The organism is Lacinutrix jangbogonensis (genome assembly GCF_000797445.1).
Lineage (GTDB): Bacteria > Bacteroidota > Bacteroidia > Flavobacteriales > Flavobacteriaceae > Lacinutrix > Lacinutrix jangbogonensis.
In genome coordinates this window covers 37,630-59,950 of record NZ_JSWF01000031.1, presented here as the reverse complement: position 1 = coordinate 59,950, position 22,321 = coordinate 37,630, and the positions used below count along the sequence as shown (strand labels likewise).

Annotated in this window: 22 protein-coding genes; 15 read left to right on the top strand and 7 right to left on the bottom strand. The window is 30.1% G+C overall.

Going from position 1 to position 22,321, the window contains the following annotated elements:
* Nucleotides 1-2: 2 nt before the first annotated feature.
* Together RH82_RS12085 and RH82_RS12080 are read right to left on the bottom strand one after the other, a co-directional pair.
* Nucleotides 3-1,421 (bottom strand): B12-binding domain-containing radical SAM protein, encoded by a 1,419-nt coding sequence (locus RH82_RS12085; RefSeq protein ID WP_034061060.1) that lies wholly within the window; start codon nt 1,419-1,421, stop codon nt 3-5.
* Between the two features lie 28 nt (nt 1,422-1,449).
* Entirely contained in the window at nt 1,450-2,190 is a 741-nt protein-coding gene (locus RH82_RS12080; protein ID WP_034061058.1) for a glycosyltransferase family 2 protein, read from the bottom strand.
* A 99-nt stretch (nt 2,191-2,289) separates the two neighbouring features.
* On the opposite strand from RH82_RS12080, the gene RH82_RS12075 reads away from it, so the two are divergent.
* The 7 genes from RH82_RS12075 (at nt 2,290) to RH82_RS12045 (ending at nt 8,711) form a co-directional block, all read left to right on the top strand.
* Nucleotides 2,290-3,726, top strand: a complete 1,437-nt coding sequence (locus RH82_RS12075; protein ID WP_034061056.1) for an ArnT family glycosyltransferase — start codon at nt 2,290-2,292, stop codon at nt 3,724-3,726.
* 5 nt (nt 3,727-3,731) lie between these two features.
* Complete coding sequence (locus RH82_RS12070) at nt 3,732-4,721, top strand: polysaccharide deacetylase family protein (protein ID WP_034061054.1); 990 nt, start codon at nt 3,732-3,734, stop codon at nt 4,719-4,721.
* Nucleotides 4,722-4,726: 5 nt separating this feature from the next.
* Nucleotides 4,727-5,653 (top strand): GNAT family N-acetyltransferase, encoded by a 927-nt coding sequence (locus RH82_RS12065; protein ID WP_034061052.1) that lies wholly within the window; start codon nt 4,727-4,729, stop codon nt 5,651-5,653.
* 1 nt (nt 5,654) lies between these two features.
* Nucleotides 5,655-6,497: an FkbM family methyltransferase gene (locus tag RH82_RS17880; protein WP_052158327.1), complete on the top strand. Its 843-nt coding sequence runs from the start codon at nt 5,655-5,657 to the stop codon at nt 6,495-6,497.
* Nucleotides 6,498-6,530: 33 nt separating this feature from the next.
* The gene (locus tag RH82_RS12055; protein WP_034061050.1) at nt 6,531-7,580 is read left to right on the top strand and encodes a glycosyltransferase; all 1,050 of its coding nucleotides are present in this window, start codon (nt 6,531-6,533) and stop codon (nt 7,578-7,580) included.
* Nucleotides 7,573-7,878 carry a hypothetical protein gene (locus RH82_RS12050; RefSeq protein ID WP_034061048.1) on the top strand — a complete coding sequence of 102 codons (306 nt, stop codon included), beginning with the start codon at nt 7,573-7,575 and terminating at the stop codon, nt 7,876-7,878. The genes RH82_RS12055 and RH82_RS12050 overlap by 8 nt, the downstream gene beginning before the upstream one ends.
* Before the next feature lie 338 nt (nt 7,879-8,216).
* Complete coding sequence (locus tag RH82_RS12045; RefSeq protein WP_034061046.1) at nt 8,217-8,711, top strand: hypothetical protein; 495 nt, start codon at nt 8,217-8,219, stop codon at nt 8,709-8,711.
* 15 nt (nt 8,712-8,726) lie between these two features.
* Here the strand turns inward: RH82_RS12045 and RH82_RS12040 are convergent, their stop codons facing one another.
* Entirely contained in the window at nt 8,727-9,560 is an 834-nt protein-coding gene (locus RH82_RS12040) for a 2OG-Fe(II) oxygenase (RefSeq protein ID WP_034061044.1), read from the bottom strand.
* Between the two features lie 32 nt (nt 9,561-9,592).
* Here RH82_RS12040 and RH82_RS12035 point away from each other — a divergent pair, with 32 nt between their 5' ends.
* Nucleotides 9,593-10,648 carry an SGNH/GDSL hydrolase family protein gene (locus tag RH82_RS12035; protein WP_156112470.1) on the top strand — a complete coding sequence of 352 codons (1,056 nt, stop codon included), beginning with the start codon at nt 9,593-9,595 and terminating at the stop codon, nt 10,646-10,648.
* Here RH82_RS12035 and RH82_RS12030 read toward each other — a convergent pair.
* Together RH82_RS12030 and RH82_RS12025 are read right to left on the bottom strand one after the other, a co-directional pair.
* Nucleotides 10,645-12,255 (bottom strand): glycosyltransferase family 39 protein, encoded by a 1,611-nt coding sequence (locus RH82_RS12030; RefSeq protein WP_034061040.1) that lies wholly within the window; start codon nt 12,253-12,255, stop codon nt 10,645-10,647. The two genes, RH82_RS12035 and RH82_RS12030, sit on opposite strands and share 4 nt — an antisense overlap.
* A 2-nt stretch (nt 12,256-12,257) precedes the next feature.
* Nucleotides 12,258-13,340: an SGNH/GDSL hydrolase family protein gene (locus tag RH82_RS12025; RefSeq protein WP_162182456.1), complete on the bottom strand. Its 1,083-nt coding sequence runs from the start codon at nt 13,338-13,340 to the stop codon at nt 12,258-12,260.
* A gap of 239 nt (nt 13,341-13,579) precedes the next feature.
* Between RH82_RS12025 and RH82_RS12020 the strand changes: the two genes are divergently transcribed.
* The 7 genes from RH82_RS12020 to RH82_RS11990 all read left to right on the top strand — a co-directional run bounded on the left by RH82_RS12020 (nt 13,580) and on the right by RH82_RS11990 (nt 21,146).
* Nucleotides 13,580-14,599, top strand: a complete 1,020-nt coding sequence (locus tag RH82_RS12020; RefSeq protein WP_034061037.1) for a radical SAM protein — start codon at nt 13,580-13,582, stop codon at nt 14,597-14,599.
* A 67-nt stretch (nt 14,600-14,666) separates the two neighbouring features.
* The gene (locus RH82_RS12015) at nt 14,667-15,638 is read left to right on the top strand and encodes an SGNH/GDSL hydrolase family protein (RefSeq protein ID WP_034061036.1); all 972 of its coding nucleotides are present in this window, start codon (nt 14,667-14,669) and stop codon (nt 15,636-15,638) included.
* The gene (locus RH82_RS12010) at nt 15,638-17,158 is read left to right on the top strand and encodes a B12-binding domain-containing radical SAM protein (protein ID WP_034061035.1); all 1,521 of its coding nucleotides are present in this window, start codon (nt 15,638-15,640) and stop codon (nt 17,156-17,158) included. The genes RH82_RS12015 and RH82_RS12010 overlap by 1 nt, the downstream gene beginning before the upstream one ends.
* Nucleotides 17,159-17,169: 11 nt before the next feature.
* Nucleotides 17,170-17,826, top strand: a complete 657-nt coding sequence (locus tag RH82_RS12005; protein WP_034061033.1) for a methyltransferase — start codon at nt 17,170-17,172, stop codon at nt 17,824-17,826.
* Nucleotides 17,827-17,831: 5 nt separating this feature from the next.
* Nucleotides 17,832-18,794, top strand: coding sequence for an acyltransferase family protein (locus RH82_RS12000; RefSeq protein WP_034061031.1), 963 nt, complete (start codon nt 17,832-17,834; stop codon nt 18,792-18,794).
* A gap of 12 nt (nt 18,795-18,806) precedes the next feature.
* Nucleotides 18,807-19,961 carry an SGNH/GDSL hydrolase family protein gene (locus RH82_RS11995; RefSeq protein WP_034061029.1) on the top strand — a complete coding sequence of 385 codons (1,155 nt, stop codon included), beginning with the start codon at nt 18,807-18,809 and terminating at the stop codon, nt 19,959-19,961.
* Between the two features lie 75 nt (nt 19,962-20,036).
* A complete protein-coding gene (locus RH82_RS11990; protein ID WP_034061027.1) occupies nt 20,037-21,146 on the top strand; it encodes an SGNH/GDSL hydrolase family protein in 1,110 nt (369 codons plus the stop codon).
* Here RH82_RS11990 and RH82_RS11985 read toward each other — a convergent pair.
* Together RH82_RS11985 and RH82_RS18620 are read right to left on the bottom strand one after the other, a co-directional pair.
* Nucleotides 21,143-22,150, bottom strand: a complete 1,008-nt coding sequence (locus RH82_RS11985; RefSeq protein WP_156112468.1) for an SGNH/GDSL hydrolase family protein — start codon at nt 22,148-22,150, stop codon at nt 21,143-21,145. The two genes, RH82_RS11990 and RH82_RS11985, sit on opposite strands and share 4 nt — an antisense overlap.
* A 12-nt stretch (nt 22,151-22,162) precedes the next feature.
* Complete coding sequence (locus RH82_RS18620; protein WP_164483833.1) at nt 22,163-22,321, bottom strand: DUF5989 family protein; 159 nt, start codon at nt 22,319-22,321, stop codon at nt 22,163-22,165.

Here is a 22,321-nt window from a genome sequence, read left to right as displayed (position 1 = left end):
GATTATGCTAGTTCTTGTTTCTTAAAAAACGTATCTACTATTTTCTTTTCAACAGGGAAACTAAAAAACTTATACTTACATCTTAACTTCGCTATGAGTTGCAGTGGCATATATATAGATTTTTGTTTAGAGTAACCAAACTTCATATAAAATTTAAACTTTTCAAAGAAATCATATTTTTCATCACTCACCCATGGTCCTACTGACCCTACAAAATCAAAGTCTGCCCAGTCCTGAATGGTTTCAGGGAGTTTGTAACCTTTTTTTACAACATCATCAGTAATTTTAGTACCAGGATAAGGTTTAAAATAAAATATTGGTGTTTGGAAATTAGGATGCATGCTGTTTAATTGATGCGCTACTTTCACCGTTTCCACTATACTTTTATCCGATTCCTCAGGAAAGCCAACAATGAAAGGAAACTGAACTGCAATACCTATATCTCTACAGCGTTCTGCACACATAAAAACTTGCTCTAGTTTAATGTCCTTTTTTAACCAATCCATCATTTCTTGCGAGCCCGACTCTACTCCAATGAGTAAACGACGTAATCCTGAATCTTTACAAATCTGAAAGTCTTCTATACTTAATCTAGATCCTTGATCGGCACGCATAGTTGCTGCCCAAGTAAATTTTAATTTTTTCTCAATAATTAATTCTGAAATTTCAATAACTCTATCTCTATAAGTGAAATAGGTTTCATCTTGTAAGTTAACATCGGTAAAATTATATTTATTATAAAGTTCCTCTAACTTATTTACCATTATTTCTGGCGAAATAGCAGTCCATTTTCTATTATAAACAAATGGGTCTGCACAGAAACTACATCTAAAAAAACATCCTGTAGAGGATATGTAATCTAGTTGTCGTCTCCCCTTTTTTTTAAAATATTTTTCTACATCAATTAAATCATAATTAACTTCAGAAAAAGCATCCATTTTAACAATGGTTCGTGGTGGATTTTTTATTATCTCTCCAGTATTACTTCTATAGCAAATACCTTTTACTTTAGATAAATCTTTGTCTGATTCAAATGTTTCAACAAGCTCTTTGAACGTGTCTTCTCCTTGTCCCTGAACAGTAACATCTATACACAACTCATCTATTAATGTTTGCTCTGGAAATAAAGAAGTATGCCATCCACCCCAAATAATAGGAATGTCTTGTCTTAGATTTCTAACCGCTTGCGTTACATCTAAGGCATTTCTTATTGGTCTACCAGTTAATGAAGTTACTCCAAAACAGATGGCTTCATTAACATGTTCTTTAATGACTTTTATTGGATCTTCTTCAATACGACCATCAACAATAATGACTTCATATTTTTTTGGATCCAAAATAGAACCAATAGCTAACAAAGCTAATGGCATATCATAAAAAACAGCTACTGGGTTGTAAAGGAGTATTTTGAGTCTTTTCATAGCGAATGGTTCTGTACAAATATACTTACTAATTAAATATTTGGAAAGTCTTTATTTTCTTTTTGTGCAAAAAATATTGAATTGAAACTTCTATTACACCTACCCCATAAATAACACTGCGTTGAAAATTAATTGATGAACTTTCACTAGAATATTTGGTAGGACATGTGATTTCTGCAATTTCAAAACCTTTATTAAAAATCTGACATAACATTTGATTATCGAAAATAAAATCATCTGAATTATGCTCTAAAGAAATCACATTTAAGACCTCCTTAGAAAACGCTCGAAATCCAGAATGGTATTCGGATAGTTTTTGACCAATTAAAATGTTTTGAAATAAAGTTAAAAAACGATTAGCTATATATTTATACATTGGCATACCACCATTTAATGCGCCTTTTCCTAAAATGCGTGATCCCATAACAACAGGATAGACTTCATTTGCAATTAAATATGCCATAGAATGAATTAATTTAGGTGTGTATTGATAATCTGGATGCAGCATTATTACAACATCTGCATTTAGCGATAACGCCTTTTTATAGCAACTTTTTTGATTCGCGCCATACCCTTTATTTTCATCGTGTTTTAAAATATGTTTAATACCTAATACTTTGGCAACTTTAAGTGTCGCGTCTAAGCTATTGTCATCTACCAAAACAACTTCATCCACAATATCGAACGGTATTTCTTCGTATGTTTTTTGTAAAGTTTCTGAGGCATTATAAGCAGGAAGTACTACTACAACTTTTTTAGTATTAATCATATCTATTACTTCTTAGCTTTTTTAAAATATAAAAACAAAGGTAATTTTTTTATCCTAAGCAATATTAAAACTATATTTATATAAGCTAAAAAAAAACAATTGGAATTATATAAATTCTTCACTTCTAAATACAACTATCTAACATTAATAGCTGTTCCTTTATTATTTTTATTAATCTTAAGATTATTAGGTTTTGATGGCCTTTACGGACAAGATTCTTATGAGTATTTACGCTATACAAATGCCATTCAAAACTACATTGTAGAAGGCACACATCCCGGAAATTATTATTGGCCGGTACTATATCCTGTGTTTGGCAGTTTAATTGGTTTTATTTTTGGAAGCACTCCATTAGGGTTACAATTAATAAGTTGTTTAAGTTTTTCTACAGCTTGTATTTACATTTTAAAAAGTATTCGTCTGCTATATCCTAAAGCACCATTTAGCTTTTTGTACGTTTTTGTTTTTGCTGTTTTTTGTCCATTTCTTTTAAAAATGGGTCTCATTGTTATGTCTGATGCAACAGCTATGGCATTTGTAGTATTAACCTTTTATTTCTTTTTTAAATCTTACTATAAAAAAACAAGTATTGTACCGCTATTTGTTTTTGCTACTTGTGCATTAATGACAAGATATGCTTCGTTATTTATTACACTTCCAATCATATTATATTCCCTTTATTTAGTAATAAAAAGAAAATCTGTTTATCAATTTATTACAGCTATTTGTTTAAGTTTTTTAGTAGTAGTTCCTTTTATTATTTTTCAATGGAATGCCCTATTTGAAGTCACATCTAATTACTTTTTAAAGGTCTGGTCTTTTTTAAATTATTTTAAAGCAAGCTATACAACCGCAGATGGAACACAAAGCTATCTTCTCCCTAATTTAGTCTATACCTTTTATGTGTTTTTTCATCCCGGGTTTATTTTTATAGGCGTTCTTTTAAGCTTAATAAGCTTAAAAGAACGCAAATATCTTTTTTCGTTTCCTCAAAAAATATTATGCGCTTCTATTGGACTTTATGTGTTTTTTCTTGCTGGAATACCTTTTCAAAATTCGCGTATTCTTGGATTGGTTTTTCCATTAGTTTTAATATTCTTATTTCCTGCTTTTTTAAGTGTGACTAAAAAAAAATACGTTCAAAAATTTATTATTCCATTCACCATTATAAGTATCATTGCACAACTTTGCTTTTGGATTGCTACATTTCATCAAGTCTATTCTCGTACTCTTATTGAAAAAGAAATTGTGGACCTATTGGAGCCCTATCAAGAACATACACTCTATAGTTTTGACCTCGATTTAGCAATTAAAGGTCGTGGACTCAATTTTGAATATAAAAACATGTTTGTAGACCTTTATAAAAACTACAACACTGGTGATTTAATTCTGTTTGATCCCTTACGATATAGGTTTCAATGGAAAGATAAAAACCCAATGTTAAACTGGGAATTTATTGAAGACAACTATAATTTAAAAATATTAGATACACACCCAAAAGGTTGGAAGTTATATAAAATTGAATCAAAAAAATAGTATTTATGTTATGGTTACGCATTAAATATCGATTAAGGTTACTTTTAAACACGGTGTTGTTTAATATTGGATTTAAAAAAAAATTATTAAAAAATCGCTATGGTGAACGCATTTTAGTATTTCATGGAATAGATAGTACGGGAGAAACTGGTTATAATAGTCGCTTTTTTTCAAAAGTATATTTTGAAAAATTTATTGAATATATAAACAAGAATTATAATGTAATTTCACTGGATGATTATTATGCTAAAAAGTTTAAAAGAGACACTTTAAACATTGCCATAACTTTCGATGATGGTTATTTCAACAATTACAAATATGCTTTACCTATTCTAAAGAAACACACTACTCCTGCCAGTTTTTATATTACAACAATACAAGCTAAGGCAAAATATTTATGGCCAGACTTTCTAGATTTAGTTTCTTTTCACACCAAAAAAAATAATGTGATTTTTCAAGACAATCTATATTCTAAAAACAAAAAAAATGAATTCGTTTTTAACGGTGTTTCTTTAAAATCAATATCTAAAACAATTACATACAAAGAAATAAAAAATCTATTTGAAATTTTTAAAGACGATTGGCAAAAACTTAAAAACAAGAGTGGTTTAGAAGATTATTGGAAACTAATAAGTAATGAAAAAATAAAAGAAATTTCCAATCATTCATTATTTACAATTGGAGCTCATGGTGAAACTCACATGAGTTTAATAAATATTTCGCTTGATAATGCAAAACAAGAAATTTTATACAGTAAAGAACATCTAGAAACTATTTGCGAACAACCAATTTTAGAGTTTGCATTTCCTTTTGGTTATTATAATGATGATATTGTAAAATATTGTGAAGATATAGGCTTTAAAAAAATATTATTATGCGATTATAATTCTAAGCAAGACGAAAACAACGAAGCTTTAAAAAATAGATTTGTAATGAACCCTTACATATCTATGGAGCAACAATTAGCATATTTACTAAAAGGTACTTACTATTAAAACTGATGCTTTACAAAGACAAATACCAACTAAAACGCCTTGAAAAAAGTGATTTTCCTGCAGTAAAAGAATTGTTCTGGAAAGTCTTCAAAAAAAAGGTTACGCTACACTATTTGGAAAACAAATACGACACCTCCTATTTAGGTATCGAATACATTTGTAGCATTGCATATTATGATAAAATTCCCGTCGCTTTTTATGGAGCGCTTCCACAAAAATTCGCAAATAATGAACGTGAAGTTTACGTTGCGCATGCTTGTGATTCTTATACATTGGCAGCACATCAACGCAAAGGATTACATTATCAATTAGCAAAACTTGCGTATGAAATTATGGAAGAAAACAACATGAAATATGTATATGCTTTTCATAGTGAAAACACCTATTTCAGCACCAAAAAATTAGGTTGGAAAGAACATATCCCTTTGAAACGGTTTCATATAAAAGTAAGCACACTTCCAATTGCTAAAGTGATTAATAAACTCCATTGGAATGGTATTTACTCATTATTTTTCAATAAAAAAATCTCTCAAAATGCACTTGAAAAATTATCAATAGATCACAAAGATAAGTTTAGGCAAGTATTTACTCCTCAACTTATTAATTATAAAAATAGTTTTAAAAGTCATTATTGTATTGAAATAGAAGGTTGTGTATTTTGGGTTAAAATTCAGGCCATTATGCATGTTGGATTATCTTATGCCGTTTCGGAATTGGCATTACAAAAAGCGATTAAAAAATTAAAACGAAAAGCATTCTTGTTGGGTATTACAGAGTTTTTATTTCAAGTAGATCCAGCTTCTATAATTGCTTCACAATTACAAACAATTGTTGCTTCTAAAGAATCTTGGCTCGTTGGTTATTTAGATTTTGATTCAGAAATTAATTTAAAAGACTTTATTTTTAACTACTCAGATTTAGACACCTTTTAGCATGCAAATACAACTCAAAAACCATTCGTTTAAAATTGATCCTGGAGAGAACAAACACTATTGGACACATATAAACTCTATAGATTGGGAACCACAAACGTTCGCCATTTTTGATTATTTTGTAAATGACAAATCTGTAGTTTTAGATATCGGTTCTTGGAGTGGTGTATTAACTTTATATGCAGCTAAAACGGCACAAAAAGTACATGCACTTGATCCCGATCCTATCTGTTTCAAAGAATTAGAGACCAATGTTTCGCTAAACCCAGACATAGCAAAAAAAATAAAAACGTATAAGACCGCCATTTCAAATAAAAAGCAAAACATTAAATTATCTGCAAGAGAAGCCTATGGCCAATCGTCAAGTAGTATATTAACTCGTAAAAGAGATTTAGAAAATTCTTTAGAAATAACAACCATTTCACTATTGACTTTTTTAGAACACGAAAGAATTGAACAAGTAGATTTTATAAAAATGGACGTGGAAGGCGCCGAATTTAAAATATTGCCAACTATTGGAAAAGCGATAGAAAAGTTGGAATATCCAACCTTATATGTTTCGTTTCATTATAGTTTTTTAAACGAACATTTATATCATAAACATGTACCTTCAAGCTTTCTAAATAAAGTGCTGATACGACTCGAAAACATCTTTAGCTTTTCGCTATTTAAAAATAAGATTCAAAAGGAAATTGCACATTTGTATGACGATTTAAAAGCTTATACATACATTTATAAAACGGACGGCACACAGATTTCGTTTCATGATCTAAAGCGCAAACCTGAGTTAATTAAGGAAACAGATTTGGTATTTACAAATGTAGAGTGGAATACTGCAAAATAAATAGGTTTCCAACTGTGCAGGAATGAGAAAAACATGAAGATAACACATCAACATATCGTATTTTTAACACCAGGTTTTGCCAAGTTTGAAGACGATTCTACCGTAATTCCTGCATTGCAAGTATATATGAAAAGCTTAAGAAAAGCATTGCCAGATGCTAGACTTACAATGCTTACATTTCAGTTTCCATTTACGGAAAAAAAATATGATTGGTGCGGAATTGAAGTGATTCCACTAAACGGAAAAAACAAACGTTTGAGGAAACTTTGGACCTGGAATAAAGCATTGAGAATATTAAACAAATTACATAAAACGCAAAAAATTGATATAATTCACAGTTTTTGGATTGGCGAATGTTCCAAGATTGGAGAACGTTTTTCTAAAAAACACAGTATCAATCATGTCGTGACAGTAATGGGACAAGATGCTTCGATTAAAAATTCGTACGCAAAGAGTTTGATCAATTCCAATACGGAAATCGCTACGCTTTCCGAAAACCATCAAGCAGATTTAGTGAATACTTATAATTTAAAATCTACTATTATTCCTTGGCATTTAGATGTTGCCGAATTTCCCGTACTACAAGAAAACACAATTGATATTTTAGGGGTCGGATCGTTGAACACCATTAAAAATTATATAGACTTTATCGAAATCATTTCAGTATTAACAAAATCACGACCGAACCTCAATATTAAAATTATTGGAGATGGTAGATTACGAAATACACTAGAAACAAAAATTAAAAATCTTGGTTTACAAAACAACATAAAATTATTAGGCAAATTAAATCGAAAAGAGGTGCTTAATTATATGTCCAAAACAAAAATTTTATTACATACAAGCAAATATGAATCGTTTGGTTTTGTATTTCTAGAAGCCTTGTATTCTGGAATGCATATTGGCTCTTATAATGTTGGCCTTGCAAAACCATCACAAAACTGGAAAGTATGTAATGGTAAGCCTGAACTTATAGCTGCTTGCGAAGCATTACTTAAGTTGCCTAATACTATTAAAACTCGTGTTGAATTAAGTTCGGAAAAAGAAACCATAAATTCCTATATTCATTTATACAATGAATAGATTAATAATTATAGTAAAAAACACTTTACGCGGCTTTGCGGGCCCTGCATTTAACTTTTTAATTGTTGTTTTTGGAGTAAAAACCTTTGGCAAAACGGAATGGGCTAATTTAATAGATATTATGTTATGGGTATTTTTCGTAACATTTATTTTTAGCGTAGGGAACTATGATTACCTATTGAGAAAATACAGCGAAAAACCAGCAGATATTTATCATTCATTTTTTAGTAATTTTTTTTCCAGAAGTCTATTGTTACCGCTTTCATTGGTTCTATTTTCTTTTTTCCATTTACAATAGCTGCATGGTCAATAGTATTAACTGTACTTATTTTCTGCTATTCATCTCTAAATACACTAGTTGTTTATGACCAAAAATTTGGAGCACAATTAATAGCCGAAACATTAGCTTTCCTAATTATATTTGGAAGTATCTTTTACTATAAAACATTTGATTTAGTCCTTTTTATAAAAATATACTCCTTTGCGATTGCAATTAAATTAATTTATTTAAGTTGGAGTCTACAACTCTGGAAAAAGGAGTTTAAATCAAAGGTTTCGATTCAGGAATTTAAAGCTGGTTTTCCTTTTTTTATTCTAGGATTAAGCGGTTGGTTGGTTTCTAAGATTGACATTTATATGGTAGATTTCTATTTAGAAAAATCGCAATTAGCAGAATACCAATTATTAATTACTTCTTTTTTAATGCTTCAGGTATTAGCGGCGTATATTATTATTCCTTTCACAAAGCATGTCTATCGTTTGCCAAAACAGGTAGTGCAAAAAATGAAATATAAATTATACACAGTTGCAGTACCTTTAACAAGTATAGGTGTTCTTGCTATATGGTTTATTATGGAATATTTTGTAGCACTTGGATTTAGCTATAACTACTATATACTTGGAGGATTTATAGCTTTACCATGTTATTTCTATACCATAAATGTTATGGAACTTATAAAAAACCATAAAGAACGAATTGTTATTTCTATTAGTTTTTTTGGTTTTTTTATAAATGTAATTCTAATTCTCTTTTTAATTCAACCTTACCAAGTTTTAGGCGTTTTACTAAGTGTTTGTATTACCCAATGGATTGTACTAATTTGTTTTAAATGTTATTCTAAGTTTTCTTAATAATAATAATACTGTTTATTTCTTGCGTCTAAAACTATTTAAAACACCACTAATAAAATCGTCATTAATCCCTAAAACACCTTTTAACCTGGTGTAAACAGCAATCATCTTTTTATCTATCCAAATAAGAACAGACTTGAAACCATCATTTGGTCTTGCACGATAATTTGTGGCTCTACGTTTAAAAGAGCCCACTTTTTCTTCTGTAAAATAATATAACGCTATAGATTTTCTAGTGACATCTTCTGGGCATTGTATAGGATCTGGGAAACCATGATAAGAATCTTCATCTGTATTAAAAACTACTATTCTATTAAAAAGAGGTGAAATTTTTACTTCGCATTTAGACATGTCTTTTTTCCAAAGCTCCAAATCGCCTCCATAAGATGCTTCCCAGTTTTTATTTAAATAAACTAAAACATTAACGCGACGTCTCCACGTTTTTTTATGAGGATGTGTAGTAAAATCTGCATGAATATTTAAATAGCCACCATTTTCGCTCTGGTGGATTCCACCACCTTCAATAGTAGTATCTGGTAGTAAATTTTGAATCCCAGTTAAATGCTCTAAAGAGTTAATAAAAGCAAGAGAATTTAATTCCTTAATAACATGCTCCCGAATAAATTCGGGTATTAACTCTAGCTTATTTAAGCCGTGTTTTTTCTCGTTTACATGTACATAATGAATCCATCCTTTATTCTTAATTTTAGGAAAAACCTTTAATGCTTGTTCAGCTGCATCTAGTTCGAGAAAATCATCAAAAATTATATGCGGAAAAGGTTCTGCATTTTTATACCTTTCTTTAAAAGAATCAACCTTATTATTAAATTTGTTAAAATTTATAATCATCCAATACCTATATTACGTCTAATTCTTAATAAATGAAAAAAAAAGTAAGATTAATTGCTATAAACGTATTTGTTTTAATACTCCTATTAAGCTTATCCATGATTTTGTTTTTTTTCTATTCAAAACACCAAATTAATAGTTTTTTTGAAATTAAAAACCCAAATCATCAAGTATATATTAAAAAAGATTCTGTTGCAATGTTTGTGCATTTACCCAATATTAAAATTTATGAAAATTGGGGCACAAAAAACCAAAAACTAACCAAAAAGCGCCGTACTAATAATTTAGGATTTAGAGAGGATAAAGATATTACCACCAAAATAGAAAACGAATATAGAATATTAGTAACTGGAGACTCTCACACAGATGGTTCTGTTAAAGACAATGACAGTACGTTTGTTAATGTGTTAGAATACAATCTAAATGCTAAGAATACTAGTTTATATTATAATTGTATTAATGGTGGCACAGCATATTATACCTTTAGAAATTATTATGGTTTTTTAAAAAAATATTTATATCTAAAACCAGATGTATACATAATTAATGTTTTTACTGGAAATGATTTTAGAGAAACTATTTTATTTGAAGATGATAGAACTAGCTTAAATAATGTCTATAAATATAGTTATAATAAAACAAGACGTAAGTTTTACAATAAGAAACAAAAGGACTTAATTAACAATCAAGGCACAGAACAAACACTGTATTACAGCTATTTTAACACTGATAAAAACACTTCATTGTTATTAAGTAAAAAGTATCTTAAAGCTATTAAAAGTATTTGCAAAGCCAACGATATTAAATTAATAATCACCTTATTGCCCTCTAAAATGGAAGTTAGAACAGATTACAAAAACAGTTTAAAATCTGCCTTTAAACTTTCTGAAAATGAAATAAATACGAATAGTGAATTAACTACAAATTTAAAAAAATGGCTTATCGAGGAAAATATATTTTATTTGGATTTATTGGAGCCACTAAAGCAATCTAACAAAAAAGTATTTTGGGATCATGATCATCATATAAATACTCATGCTCACGAAATAATTGGGCGTTATTTATATAGTAATTTAGACTTTAACTAATGGTCTAAATGTTTGTTGTAAATAAGATATAATTCACCTTTTCCTGGCAACCATCTACTATATTTTATTGTTTGTACAATATTGTAGTTTATTGTTTTGTTGGCAACCAAAGCATAAACTGGCTTTACCTCTTCCCAAAATCTTTTGTTTTCATCGGAGTAATGATACCAAGTAATAAATTCTACACCTCCATAGATTTTATGAGTTGGCACACCTTTGTCTATCAACGTATTTAAAACTTCCCATCGCGCTCTATTCCATGATAAATAATCGTGTGTTGCAGAAACTGAAAACCACATTAATAATCCTAAAAAAGGAACTGCGTAAATTTTATTCTTAGTATTTATGTTCTGCTTAAAATTATTTAGCACAAATACTATAGTTAATGGGTAGAGTATCAATAAATACCTATCATAAACACCAACTAATAAAAATGGGAACACGTAAACTATTGCAAATACAAGTGTAAATGTTTGAATACTATTTGATTCTACTTTTTGTTTTAAATTACGTATAGTTTTATAAATATCGTGAAGTATTACACTACTTGCTATGACACCAACAAGAGTTAATATGTAATATAGGTATGCAGAAACTAAAGGTTTTGGTGTTTGTGTAAAATGAGCGTCTTCATAATACAAAGTAAAAGGACCTACTCCAAAATCAATCCATATATTATCTAGACTTGGTAAAATATAATTATAACTGTAGAGAATATAGAATGAAGTTATAGTATAGATGGGTACAAAAATTCTAATGTAATTTTTAGGTAATGTTTTTAATCTAAAAAATAAAACTGGGCTTAAAAAAAATCCTAAATAGGCTAAACTTGTTAAAGTCAAGCAAGTTGAGTATATAAGTTGAGATTTATTAAAATGAAATAATTTGTTTAGAAGCAAATAAAATTTAGAATTATAGCGTTCTTGGGAAATTTCAAAATAACTCAATGTAAAATCGAAGAGTAAAGCAAATATAAAAAACAAAAGAAATGGTAGTATTGACTTTAATATAGGTCTCAATTTAAAAGGACCAACTGCTATAGAGTATAGCATGAATGATAACGGATAAACAATAGCCAATTGACGAATAGTGTATGCCAATACGCAGAACATAAAAGCAAAAAACAAATACTTGCTTACTTTGGTTTTTATGTGCTTAATAAAAAAATAATAGACAAAAACACTTAATGTATAAAACGGAATATCTGTCATGTAAGTAAAAGATAATTCTAAAAAGACAGGATTAAAAACACAAAGTAGAACACCAAATAAACCTAGTGTTTTTGGCAATTCTATTACTCTGAAAATTTTAAGTAAACCTATTGAAGATAATACAGCCAATAACAATGTAGAGTATCTTAAAACTGTAAAAGAAAAGCCAAAAATTTTTGTAAATAAATAACCATAATACACGTGCCCAACTAAAGTCATTTCTCCCCAATTGTACAATTTCAAATAACCATCTTCATATAAAGTTTTAACAGTTTTACCATAACACCAATCATCATTTAGCGGAAAATCACCGATAGGGTTAATTATAATAATAATTAATAGCCATAAAAGTATTACTGCAAATGGGTCTTGATATTTTTTAAGAAATCCCTTCATATTTATTTATAATAACTAAAATAAGATTGAATTTCTTGTTTTGCAAATACATTTCCTTTTTCACTCCAGTGTCCATCACAAGGCAAAAACTGTGCTTCACAAGCTTCTAGTGTTAAGGATTCTGTTAGTGGTAATAAATCTAAATACTCAACATCAATACGATCACAAACCTCTTTTAATCTTTTTCCTAAAGTATTTTTTCCATGTTCGCGATAAGCCTTTATTTCTTTAAATATTGGAATACTATACACCATAACGGGTCTATCTCCAGCTAGTTTTTTAATTTGTTCTAAAGCATAACGCATGCGATTAAATTGTTTTTCAGAATAATTAAAATAACTTGGCACTTTAGAGGCAGATAGCAATTTTTCGCTCGGGATTGCTTGTACTCTTCTTACAGCACGAACATAGCGATACATATTATAAGAATAGGTGAAGTTTTTTAATATTTTTGACTTCCAATTTTGTTTTCGTGGTCTGGCCTTAGATTTACTAATACTATCTGTATAATACACAAGGTCATAATCTGGATACGCACCTTTTAAAAATGGTTGATAACGATCGCCACCAAATTTTAATGCAGTTTCATAATCATCATCTATAAAATCATTTGATGGTAAAATTCCAATCAAAACAGCCTCATGTGAATATGTTTTGGCTAATGTCTTGTACATCATCAAGTATTGGGTTGGGCCAAAATTCCCAGCCAAACCAAAATTTAAATGTGGAGTATTTTTATCTTTTTCTAATAAATTGGTTAAACGATCTTCAACATTTACACCAATGCCTTCTGTGAAAGAATCTCCTAAAGCAACAATCCTTTTAGTTTCGGTATTTAATTCTCGTTCAGCATCGCGTAAACCTTTAGAGTTTGTTTTATAAACAACATCAAAACAATACTTTTTTTGTCGATACTCATCATTTGGTAAATGAAGTGTTCCAAAATTTTCGTCCAAATCAAACCAAAAATTCTGCGTATTTTGAAACGTGTACGTTGGCAGTTCTATTCTAATTTCTGCCACACGAATGTATATTGCCATTACAATTTCGAGTAATACAAACGAAATCCCGAAAATGATAATCAAGTTTTTTAGTGGTTTAAAAACGTGCTTTTTTAGCAAAATAATTCTTTTATAAATTTTATATGATGAAAACAAATATACAGTGTCTATATAAACATTCTTCATTAAAGACTAAAATTAAAAAACATCCGGATATACATTATTAATTTACTACTATATTTTCAATTTAAAAATGTAAATTTGAGAGATAACATATATATATTTCTTACTTTATACAGTTATAAAACAATTTAAAAAGTAATATGAGTGTCCCAACATTAAAGAAAATTAATAAAAAACTGCTGCCAAAAAATTATATGTTTACTCCTGAATGGATTGTTTTAGGTGTAAATAATATATGCAATTTGTATTGTAAAATGTGTGATGTTGCTACAAAAAATTTAGACAGTAATTTTGCTCAAAACCTTGTTGGCACCCACTCAATAAATACGCCTTTAGTATTGATAAAAAAATTTATAGATCAAACAACTTTATATTACCCAAAAGCTAAATTAGGCTTCGCCTTTGCAGAACCATTAGTATACCCATACTTGATTGAATCTGTAAAATATGCAAAACAAAAAGAGCTAAAAGTCGCTATTACCACAAATGCACTTACATTGAAACAAAAATCATCGGATTTGGCGGCTCTTAACATTCACGATTTACATGTTTCTTTAGATGGCCCACAAGATATTCATAACGAAATTAGAGGGCACAAAAAGTCATTTCAAAAAGCAATAGAAGGCATTCAATTAATCAACGAAAAGAATCCTAAAATCAAAATAACAATTATTACTGCTATTACTGAATGGAATATTGGGCATTTACAAGAACTTCTAACCGCATTAAAAAAGGTTAGTATTAAAGAGGTTGGCTTTATGCATACACAGTTTATTACCACAAAAAGCACTCAACTACATGACCTAACACCATGGGGAATTGCATATCCTGCTGCTTCAAATTCTAATATGGATTTAATCCATTTAGAAAACATTGATACGACTAAGCTCTGTAATGAAATAGCTTCTACAAAAGAAAAAGATTATCCGTTTAACATCTTTTTCTCAACAAATATTAGTTCAATAAATGAATTAGATGTTTATTATAAAGAGCCAGAAAAAATAATTGGTAAACAATGTAATTCTGTTCATAGAAGTATTATGGTTAAATCTGATGGAAGTGTTATTCCTGCTCACGGAAGGTGCTATAATTTAGAGTTAGAGAGTCTTTATAAGGATAATCTAAAACAGGTTTGGAATGGACAGATATTAAAAAATTAAGGACAGACTTAAATAGTGCAGGCGAATTATTTCCTGCATGCAGCAGATGCTGTAGCGCTTTTTAATTATGAAAAATTTAAAGTTTAAAATTATTTCGATTAGCATTGGGCTTTTATTCAGTGCTTTTCTGGGCGAAATTGTTGCCAGAGTCTACTTTTTTGGCGAGGCTGCTTTTTCATTTTCAAGAACGAATTCCTTTGGTAATTTAGACAATTCTGGATTATTAAAATACTCAGATTCTGAAGAATTAGTGTACGAATTACTTCCAAATTTAGACACAAAATATAAATTGGTAGACTTTCACACAAATACTGAGGGCTTTCGTGACCATCATCATTCTTTAAGTTCAAATACACATAAAATAGCCGTTTTGGGCGATTCGTTTACTATGGGCACCGGAGTGCATGAAGAAGAAATGTACGTTCCGCAAATAGAAAACAAATTAAATCAATTAGATCCCGAATTCCAATACGAAGCATTAAACTTTGGTGTTTCTGGCTACGCGTTAACGAATTATAAAACGATTTTAGAACAGAATGCATTAAAGTATAATCCAGATTTGGTGGTCATTGGGTTTTGTGCTTCCAATGATCATTACCAAATTGGTAACGATTTTTCCATGGCCGATTTTAAAATCAAGCCGAAGAAAAACGTTTTTTGGGATTCATATTTAAAGAAACTCTTAATAATCAAGTTAAATTCAAAAGAAGCTAAACCAGTTTCCTATGATGATAAACATACAAGATATATTGACAATCAGTTTAAAACATTTCAAGATGTTTTTACAAAAAACAACAGCAAAGGCCTCGTCTTTTATATGGATTTGGTCTATGATCCAATCCGTGTCGCACAAATAAAATTATTAGCCGAGAAAAACAACTTACTCTTTTTAGACATTTCAGAGTTTTTTCAGGATAAAAACCTATTTCAGTGCATTCTAAACGAATTAGACCCGCATCCTAACGGAAAAGCGAATCAAATCTTTGCTAATAAGCTTTCAAACTTTATTTTAGCTAATCGAAATGAGATATTCAACTAATGGGAAATAAAATCATCATATTTAATCCAAGAAGCGCAAATTCAAAACACCGTTTGCCAAACACTATTATTCAGGTTGGCGCTGCAATTCATGGAAAATATGACTATGTGTTTGTTGATGGAAACATGGAAACAGATCCTTGGGAAAAAATTTCAGGATATTTCGCTACAGGCGAATACAAGTATTTCTGTTTAACAGTAATGCCTGGACCGCAATTAAAACAAGCAATTCCTTACGCAAGAAAGATTAAGGAATTGTATCCTGATGCCATCAATATTTGGGGTGGCTATTTTGCTTCAAACCAGTATAAACCATGTATGAATTCTGGTTATGTCGATTACATAATCAATGGTCCTGGAGACAATACATTCCCGCAATTATTAGATATACTAGAAGGGAAAAGTGATGAAAAACTGATATTGGTACGCAACTTGATTTTTAAAGATGAGGAAGGAAAAATTATCCAAACGGTAAAAGAGGCCTTACTAAATCAAGATTCGTTGCCACCATATCCATACGAATATTTTAACACATTCTATCCGCTAGAAAACTATTTAGCAAAAACTTTTATGGGCCGCAGAACGTTTGCGTATCACTCAAGTATGGGCTGCCCATTTAGTTGTTCTTTTTGCGCAGTTGTGCCTATTTATAATGCGAAGTGGAAAGCAAAAGCTGCACCAACGGTTTATAAGGATTTAGACTATTTTAAACGCAACTATAATATTGATGCCGTAGAGTTTCACGATAACAACTTCTTTACGTCCAAAAAACGTGTCATGGAATTTTCCAAACTCGTGATAGATGATAATATTGAATGGTGGGGAGAAGGCAGAATTGACACCATTAATAAATACTCTGACGACGAGCTACATTATATGCGAAAAGCAGGTTGTCGCATGATGTTTTTGGGCGCAGAAACTGGAAATGACGAAGTGTTGAAGCAAATGAATAAAGGTGGAACGCAATCGGGTCAAATGATCAAGGATTTTGTGAGGCGCATGAAAGATGTCGATATTATTCCTGAACTATCATTTGTACTTGGCTTACCTGGACCGAATGAAAAAAAGGTATACGAACAGATTTTGTGGGATATAAATTTTATTCGCGAAATCAAAGCCATCAATCCAGATTCTGAGATTATTATTTATTTATACAGTCCCGTTCCTACAGAAGGTTCAGAGTTATATCAACAAATTGTAGATGCAGGTTTTTCATTTCCAGAGAAATTAGAGGAATGGATTGAACCAAGTTGGGAAAAATTTGATTTACGAAGAAATCCATTAACTCCTTGGTTAAAACCGTATATGATTGATACCATTCAAAATTTTGAAACCGTATTAAATGGCTATTACCCAACAGCTTCCGATTTTAGAATTAAAGGTTATAAAAAATGGATATTGAAATTAGTTTCTGGATATCGTTTTAAATATGGTTGGTATAAATTCCCATACGAGATAAAAATATTACATAAGATTTGGAAATACCGTCAACCAGAAATTGAAGGCTTCTATTCAGAATAACCTACAGAAATATGATTAAGAGACTTAAAAAAGTTATATTTCCAATTGCGAAATTGGCCTTTGACACCTATCATTTGAAGCAACGCAAGTATACTTATGAAGGTATTGAAGTTAAATTAAGCACAGAAGTCTTTCCTCCACATTTTACAATAAGCACTAAGATTCTTCTCGATTATATACAACCGCTTGATCTCACAGATAAAACATTTTTAGAACTCGGTTGTGGCTCTGGAATTATTTCTTTATTTGCAGCTTCTAAAGGTGCAAACGTGACCGCTTCCGATATTAATCAAGTTGCAATTGACGCTTTAAAAATAGCTGCTGTAAAGAATGAAATAGACGTGAATGTTGTCTATTCTGATTTGTTTGCTAATTTAACGGATCAATCTTTTGATTACATTATTATAAATCCACCATATTATCCTAAAGCGCCACAAAACGATAAAGAACGCGCTTGGTTTTGCGGAGAATATTTTGAGTATTTCATAAAATTGTTCGCACAACTTTCGCAACATATTGCGCCAAATACATGGATGATTCTATCTGAAGATTGCGAAATAGAGCACATAAAACAACTCGCTGCCAAAAACGGACTTAACTTTGAGTCTGTTTTAGAAAAAAGTGTGTTGAAGGAGAAAAACTATATCTTTAGTATTCAAAAACCATAGAAGCTTTGCAAACCACTTCGCGAAACATACTGTTAGACATTTTAAAAGTTATCGCTGCCGTTGCTATTATTGCTGTGCATTGCGGATTTTTATTTGACCTAAATAAAATCGCATATCATTTGACTTGTAATGGTTTATTTCGAATTCCAATCCCGTTCTTTTTCTGTATTAATGGTTTCTTTTTATATTCCGTTTTTCAGAATGACCGCATTAAAACATGGAGCAAACGCGTTGGTATCTTATACCTTATTTGGATGTTGATTTTTGTCTATTTTTGGATTACACCTGTACAAGAGCGTTTTGTGAAAATAATTCCTACATTACTATTTGGATTTAACCATTTATGGTATTTGGCAGCACTTATTTTAGGTGGTTTGTTGCTGTATACCTTCCAGAAATTATCAAATAAACAATTGTTGATAATCGCACTATTGCTCTATTTAATTGGTTACACCATTCAAACACTTAGTAATTTTGAAGTTTTTGCTAAACAAGCGATGCTTGCCAAGTTGATTAATTTCCCGCCATTACATCGTAATTTTTTATTCTTTGCATTGCCATTTTTAAGTATTGGCTATGTCATTCGTCGCTCTAATTTTCATTTAAAACTTAAGAAAAGACAAACAATTATGTTTTTAGTTTTAAGCTTTGTATTTCTTTTAGCAGAAAGTTTAATAAACTATTATGTGAATTCGAAAGCTTCATTAAATATGAGCATTTCCTTTTTAGTATTTGGTCCAATGTTATTATTGGTATCATTTTCGCATAAGATAACTTCAAGTTTAGATAGCAAATTACTATCATCGTATTCAATAGCACTCTATTTAATACATCCATTAATTATTGTTTTAATCACCAGTTTTTTCAAATTAGAAGCGACTCCCTTAACAATAGCAACAATTATACTATCAGTAATTGCGAGTTATTTACTTATTCAAATGAACAAGAAATTAAAATATATATTATAAACTATTCAATCTGTGAAAAGTAAACTCAAATTCACTTATATCATATTTAGAAATGTACTTATCCTTTTCTTCGTATTAGAAATTGGTTTAGGTATCTTTTATATTTACTACGATAACCATAATATTGAGCTCTATGCTGAAAAAATTATTGCTTCTAATGTGTATGATAATTTGGATGATGAATCTATAAAAGAAATGTTTAGAGAGGTGCGTTCTCAAGACATGCAATGGGAATCTTATTTGCATTACCGCCTAAAACCAATGAATGGTAAACACAATACGATTGATGTTAATGGCATTCGAAAAACAGTAAATCCTAGTATAAAAGATTCGACAACTGCCTTAAAAATATTTTGTTTTGGCGGTTCTACAATGTATAGTTCGGGTGCACGAGACGCACATACAATTCCTTCAGAATTATCCCAATTAATATACACTTCATTTCCAAACCAAAATATAGCGATTACAAATTTTGGTTGTCACGGCTATACACGTGCTACAGAAAACATTCAACTTCAAAAAGAATTAATTAAAAACAACATTCCTGATATTGTTATTTTTTATGATGGCGTCAACGAAATCATTTCTGCATATCATGGAAAAGAAGCTGGAATACCTGCCAATTCTTCTAATCGTAGGCATGAATTTAAAGTTGCCCATAGCTACAAAAAACGGATTAAAATGATGATTACATCAAGTAATTTAAATAGGTTTAAAAATAAGATAGTACAACAAGTTTCTTCACATTCAGCATACGTACCTGACAAGCGTTTAAAAGAATCCTTAGCCAAAGACATTGCAGAAACCTACATAGGCTATGTAAAGCTTTCTAAAAGCTTAGAGCATGCGCACGGTTTTAAAGTATTTAATTTTATGCAGCCGCATATTTATTCAAAAAAAAACTTAACTAAAGTAGAAAAGGAATATTTCAAGGAGCAACAGTATTTTAAAAACCTATATGACTTGTCGTATGAAACAATTCGAAAAAATTCTCTAATGAGCAAAGACATTACATTTGTTGACATAAGCAATATCTTTGACACCGAAGAGAAAACGATTTATATAGATTTTTGCCATACTGGAGAACTTGGAAATCTGTTGGTAGCAAAAAAAATATTTTCATACTTAAAACCTGAATTGGATCCAAAACGGGATCTACAAAATTAACAGAAACAACTAATAACACATATCATTAGGACCTTGAAAAACAAACTCAAATTTGCTTATACTTTATTCAGAAATATGCTGGTTATTTTTCTATTATTAGAAATTGGATTAGGCATTTTTTATAGCTATCGAGACGAAAGCGGTGTTGATAAAAACACAGAACGTATAATTGCTTCTGGAGCGTATGATGCTTTAGATGCGGAAACTGTGAAAGAAATATTTAGAGAACTTCGCCAACAGGACATGGAATGGGAACCCTATTTACATTATCGTTTTAAACCTATGAATGGCAAACACAATACCATTGATTTAAATGGTATTAGAAAAACGGCTAATCCAAGTTTAAAAGATTCGGTAACTGCATTAAAAATATTTTGCTTTGGAGGTTCTACAATGTATAGTGCTGGCTCGCGTGACGATTACACAATCCCATCAGAATTATCAAAATTAATTAACACTACTTTTCCAGAAAAAAATGTAGCTATTACAAATTTTGGATGTCATGGCTATACACGTGCTACAGAAAACATTCAACTTCAAAGAGAATTAATTAAAAACAATATTCCTGATATTGTGATTTTTTATGATGGCGTAAACGAAATCATTTCTGCGCATCAAAATAATGAGGCTGGAACACCTACAAACGCTTATAATAGGAAGAAAGAATTTAAAATCGCACACAGTTATAAAAGGCGTATTAAGCTAATGATTACGTCAAGTCATTTATACAGATTCATTACAACAATGCAACGAAAACTCTTTACAGATATTGAATATATACAATTAAAAGAACGACCAAGTGCTTTGGCAACGGACATTGCACAAACGTATATTGGTTATGTTAAAATTTCAAAAAGTTTAGAAAATGAATATGGTTTTAAAGCTTATAATTTTATGCAACCTAATATTTATTCAAAAAAGAATTTAACAACTGCTGAACAAGGGTATTTTAAAGATCAGCAGTATTATAAAAATTTATATAATCTGTCTTACGCAAATGTCCGTAACGACTCTTTAATGCAAAATGACAGTACTTTTATTGATATTAGCGATGTATTTGATAATGCTAAACAAACCATTTTTACAGATTTTTGCCATACTGGAGAACTAGGAAATAAGTTAGTTGCAAAAACAATTTTTGAAAGTATAGAAACCGCATTGATAAAAAAGGATTCTATAAATTAGTTTAGTAATTCAGGAATGCTACTAAGTAAATAATTACTTAAAACAACATTACCATTATTATTAATATGTGGATCGTTTGCGAAGTACGTTCTATAATCAATATGATCCTTCATCCTTAATTGCGGTAAAACATTTAAATGCTTTACGTTTTTAAAAAGGCTCAAATCTTGAGTTGCTTGAAAATAAAACGAATAGTTTTCTTGCTTAAAGCTTTCTTTACTATTAAAATTAGCACCTAATGTTTCCATGTTTTGCAAATAGTAATCGTTGACCTGTGCACAATTTGGAATCCATACGATATATACTTTTGTTTCCTCTGGAATTACATTTAAAAAGTCTTCCATTTCTGAAACCCAAGCAGTGTAACGTTTAGAAAAATTTTCGGTTAAAGAAACAGCTTTTTCAACATAGGAAGCATCTATATTAAATAAAAGCTTAGTCTTATCGTTATAAAATTGTTTAGAAAAATCCTTCATTGGCATGGTTACAGCTCTGCTGTTTATTCTTGGTTTAAAAACAGTTGCCTTATGATTAAGGTAAGAAAGGCTCAAAAAATGATCGGAAAGTTCCCAATATAAATTTCTTAAAATTGAAACATTTTCAAGATCAAACAAATGGTTAACATCTAATAAATCGTTCCCAACATAAACCTGATAGATGACAACTTTTGGATTATATTTTTTAATTTGTTTTTTCGCGAAAGTATTTGCCTGTTTAATACCAGTTCCAGGAATACTAAGATTAATAATGCTACGTTTCTTGTTTTGATTTCTAATTTTATCTAGATAATTTATTTCTGGTGCTGTAGCAGAAAACGAATCGCCAAAAACCAGTACATCTATACTATCGTTTTTTAAATCTACAGAAGTATTTAACCCGTTTTTTTCCGAAGCATAAAAATCAATAACACTAAACCTATAGCACAATTCAAAACCAAGAAGTGTAATAAAAAGTACTATCACTACATTGATAAAGTACCTGATAATCTTTCTTAGTCGTTTCATATGCACTCTATTCTAAAACAAAGTATATACAAAAGGTGCGATAACGGAATTCTCAGCAAAAACAACTAATAACGTTAATAGAAATAGGACGATAATAATAGGGACTAGCCAAAACTTCTTCTGTTGTATTAAAAAACGTGCTAATTGTTTTAATGTTTTATACTTACTCAT